The sequence below is a fragment of the Vreelandella lionensis genome (assembly GCF_002087295.1).
GTDB lineage: Bacteria > Pseudomonadota > Gammaproteobacteria > Pseudomonadales > Halomonadaceae > Vreelandella > Vreelandella lionensis.
Genome location: NZ_MWVI01000036.1, coordinates 1 through 4,330 on the forward strand (window position 1 = coordinate 1; position 4,330 = coordinate 4,330).

Sequence of the window (4,330 nt, forward strand, 5' to 3'; positions counted from 1 at the left end):
AATGGCAGTGACTTTTTCAGAGCTTCCTTAAATATAATTGTAGTCAATTTTAAGAGTTATTCATGCATCGTCACGCTGATCTTCCAAGTGTCTTGAAGCCTGCACTTACCCGTACAATACGCCATCATTGCAGCGACGTTTTACACCTGGATAGGACTTCTCATGAACACGAGAGTTAAGCTCGATTCTGGTGTATGGGAGGAAGTAGGAAGGGTGGCGTATCCTGTTGATTGATCACGACCAAGATCTCAACCAACACAGGTGGATACGCCATGAATGATTCGACCCTCCAAGCCGTCACACAGCCAGAAAACGACATCACGGACCCACTGCATGAACTGCTACGCCAGGGAGCCCGAGACTTAATAGCCAAGGCCGGGGTGCCGGAGTTAACGACGTTTCTGGATCAATACGCCGACAAAACGCTAGAGGATGGGCGTCGTGCCGTGATCCGCAACGGCCACTTGCCCGAGCGTACGATCCAGACGGGCATCGGTGATGTTAGCGTGCAAGTGCCCAAGGTACGAGACCACAGCAGCCATGGCGCTGGCTTTAACAGCAGCCTGCTACCGCCTTATTTGAAGCGGACTCGCAGTATCGAGGAGTTGATCCCCTGGCTCTACCTGAAGAGGATCTCCACCTGCGATTACCAAGAGGCACTGGCCGCGCTGCTCGGTGATCAGGCCAAAGGCCTCTCGGTGAACACCGTGTCTCGGCCCAAGAAGCTGTGGGAAGATGAGCATGCTGACTGGCAGAAACGCGATCTATCAGAGCAGCGCTATGTCTACTGGTGGGTCGACGGTATCTACAGCAAGGTGCGCATGGATGACAGCCTGTGCCTGCTGGTGCTCATCGGTGTGACCGAGCATGGCCGTAAAGAGCTGGTCGCCGTGGAGGATGGACGACGCGCATCGGAGGCCAGCTGGGAGAGCTGGTAACGGGGTTACGCGAATGCCCCCAAGCTTGCGATCGTCGACGGTGCCATGGGGTGCTGGGCGGAGTTGAGCCAGCTCTATCCGGAAACGGATCACCAGCGTTGCTGGGTACATAAGACGGCTAATGTGCTGAATAAGCTACCGAAATCCGTACAGCGCAAGGTCAAAGCTGATCTATACGAGATATGGATGGCCGAGATACGCTTTGATGCCCACAAGGCGTTTGATCGCACCGTGAAACGCTTCGACGCCAAGTACCCAACAGCCATGGCGTGTTTGATGAAGAATCGGGAGGCGTTGCTGGCGTTCTACGACTATCCGGCAGAGCACTGGTTGCATATTCGTACAACCAATCCGATCAAATCGACCTTCGCTACGATTCGCCTGCGGAGCAAACGCAGCCGGAACATGCGGTTCTAGTGACCAACTTCCAGATGATAGGGGAACGCCCTTCGGGTGGGTTTTCTCTTCCGCAAAAATAATACCAAGCTTCTGTTTTGGGTACTTTTTCTGTTTCCCAATCGGTGGACAAACTGTCATCGTTGCATGCTTGACCGATAGGGTCGCCTCCTGTTGATTGCCTCGCTTGTCACGAAAGTGAATATCGTGTGTTCCACTGACCTGAGTCTTGGCCATCACATGAGAAATCGTAGTGCCTCCCTCCTCGGCGAGACGATCAACGCAACTGCGGATCAAAAAGTGAGTGCTAAGATCTTGAGCCAGACAAAAGAGTTCAAAAATGTCACGCTCGTGATCACCGATATGCACGCACCGTTCAGGTGAACCTGCAAGCTGAGTAGAACGCTGCAGGTTGTCAAGCCAACGCATGCTTTCTTTCTGCTCGATGGGTACGCGGATCGTATTAACCGTGCGCTTGAGAGCTGCTGTGCCTTTGAATTTGTTCCGCGTCCAGAATTTGGCAGCTGTTAGACCCAAGGGCAACCCTTCCGTTGTGATAGCCAGACTAGCGTGCATTAAAAGCCCGCAGACGGTATGTTTAAGGTGCCGTCCGTCTTTCATCTTGCGCCCGGTTGATTCATTAATGAAACCAATCTTCTCAGATGACGAATGCTTGAAAGAAAACTCGGTTGTATCCTGCAGGATCAATGCAGTCGCGCGTCCCCCAAGTCGCAGCCAGTCATTTCCTCGTTCACCCAGTGTTGTCCCATATTGATACCTCTTATCATATCGAACGAACTGAGAAGCCAAAAAAACACATCGGGCTTTACTTTATCAACAGTATGCTTATGTAGCTGATGTTTTGTGGGTAATTGCAAGGTTAGTGGATCGTTTACGAATATCCGCCGCGTGGGCGAAGTGGTACGGTTATTTGCTGAGGCCAGCATAATCGTGATTACTGCCTTTATATCGCCTTTCCGTGCTGACCGTGAGCTGTTTGATAAAGGTGATTGTATCGAGGTGTGTGTCAACACGCCGCTGGAAGTATGTGAACAGCGTGATCCGAAAGGCCTGTATCACTTAATACTATCTACCACACTCAGCAAGAGTTGGTGACGCAACTGATGAAAGCTTGCTTTTAATCTGTGTGCATCAATATGCCGTCCTCACAATTCCCTGCTCAGCCTATCAGACATGGCCACCATCTAAGCGGCCATAAATAAACGTTGTAGATAATTCTTAATTTAAACTTGATTTTTTAAACCTGTGTTTCTAAAGATTTAATTGCTAGTTGAGATAGCAATGTTACACCAGTAGGAATAATTTCATCATTAAAATCATAATATGGACTATGCAGTCCATGCTTATGATTGTCATCACCAGAGCCTACATGAATATAGGCGCCTGGAACTTCATCTAGCATAAATGAAAAGTCTTCTCCTGCCATGCTTGGATGATGATTTTCTTGGATGCTCTCACTTCCAAAATTTTCACATATAACTTTTAGCGCTTTTTTTGTTGCTGATTTTTCATTAAAAGTTATACTGAACTTGTTCTCTATTTTTAATTCTATGCTCGTTCCATAGTATTTTTCAATGCTTTCACATAGGTTTCTTAGAGCACAGTGAATAGAGGCTTGAGTCACCTTATCTAAAGCCCTGGTTGTTCCACTCATTTTGACGGTATTTGGTATTACTGCAAACCCATTAATATCACCTCCATTAATAGAGCATATGCTAATTACGGCTGGACTTAATGGGTTTATTTCCCGACCTACAATAGTATTAGCTTTGTTGATTAATTCAGATGCAATCCGTATAGGATCAATGCAGTTATGCGGACTTAGACCTCCATGGCCTCCTTTTCCATGAATCACAATATCTATACGGTCTCCACTTGCCATAATAGGCCCATCCATTAAACCAAATTTACCTACGGGTAAATCAGGCCAATTATGAATGCTATATATTTCATTAATGCTGAATTTTTCAAAAAGACCATCTTTAATCATGGCCTTGCTGCCGCCAAGTCCTTCTTCAGCAGGTTGAAATATAAAATAAACGGTGCCAGAGAAGTTGTTGTTTTTTATTAAAAATAAAGCTGCGCCCAATAACATGGTTACATGCCCATCATGGCCGCAAGCATGCATTTTACCCTTGTTCACTGAAGAATAAGTTACACCGCTTTTCTCTTCTATAGGTAGGGCATCCATATCTGCCCGAAGGGCTACACTATTACCACTATCGTTCTTTCTGTCCAGTGACCCAAGCGACTATGCCTGTTTTTCCCAAACCAGAAACATATCTTATGTTATTATCTTCTAAAAATGTTCGAACTCTATTTGCCGTAAAGTTTTCTTCAAAACCTATTTCTGGGTTTTGGTGTAACTCTCTGCGAATTTTTCTTAAACTCTCATTATTGCAAAACTTGTTCATCTACTATTCCTTTTGATTACCTGATGATTTTATTTAGCTCTTCGATGTCTAGTCCAATATTATTGTAATGCTTTTTCGTGGCTTCAATTTTAGTGAAAACATCTTCATACCCAGGCTTTGCCATATTCATCTACATAGGTATAGTCGCCTTTAACGGTAAATAGTGTAATCATTTCTTTAACGTCATCTGGAACAAATAAAGTATGCGTTTCTCCAGGAGGTTCATATGCAAAAGAGCCTTCTTTAGCAATCCAGTCATGCTCTAAATAGTACCATTTACCTTTTAAAACAAATGCTTGGACATCTCCAGAATGGCGATGGCGTGAAAGAAAGCCATGTTTATTAACGCGTAGTAAATTAACATAGTAACCAGAGCTTGCATGTAGAAGCAGAGGTTTGAAAGATACACCTTCTGAAGTTGATGGAACCCACAGTTCGTCATCCGTTAAGTAATCGGTGAGGGCTTTTTCGAGAAGTAAGTCAGGTCTCATATAGCTAGGTTGTAGGAGTTGATACGGTAAATCGTTGTTATTAGTTTTTTCATGCATTGTTATTTACCTT

Annotated in this window: 4 protein-coding genes and 1 pseudogene; 2 read left to right on the top strand and 3 right to left on the bottom strand. The window is 45.4% G+C overall.

Annotation, left to right across the window (positions count from 1 at the left end; genetic code table 11):
* Positions 1-272: 272 nt before the first annotated feature.
* A pseudogene (locus B4967_RS04675) lies at positions 273-1,343 on the top strand (IS256 family transposase); the annotation flags it as partial.
* Positions 1,344-2,198: 855 nt separating this feature from the next.
* Positions 2,199-2,450 (top strand): adenylyl-sulfate kinase, encoded by a 252-nt coding sequence (locus B4967_RS04680; RefSeq protein WP_340638683.1) that lies wholly within the window; start codon positions 2,199-2,201, stop codon positions 2,448-2,450.
* Between the two features lie 142 nt (positions 2,451-2,592).
* On the opposite strand, the gene B4967_RS04685 is transcribed toward B4967_RS04680, so the two are convergent.
* The 3 genes from B4967_RS04685 to B4967_RS04690 all read right to left on the bottom strand — a co-directional run bounded on the left by B4967_RS04685 (position 2,593) and on the right by B4967_RS04690 (position 4,317).
* A complete protein-coding gene (locus B4967_RS04685; protein WP_279384649.1) occupies positions 2,593-3,594 on the bottom strand; it encodes an amidohydrolase in 1,002 nt (333 codons plus the stop codon).
* Positions 3,575-3,769: a hypothetical protein gene (locus tag B4967_RS17745; protein WP_139794406.1), complete on the bottom strand. Its 195-nt coding sequence runs from the start codon at positions 3,767-3,769 to the stop codon at positions 3,575-3,577. Before B4967_RS17745 ends, B4967_RS04685 begins: the two co-directional genes overlap by 20 nt.
* A 104-nt stretch (positions 3,770-3,873) precedes the next feature.
* Positions 3,874-4,317, bottom strand: a complete 444-nt coding sequence (locus B4967_RS04690; protein WP_207953576.1) for a 2,4'-dihydroxyacetophenone dioxygenase family protein — start codon at positions 4,315-4,317, stop codon at positions 3,874-3,876.
* Positions 4,318-4,330 lie beyond the last annotated feature (13 nt).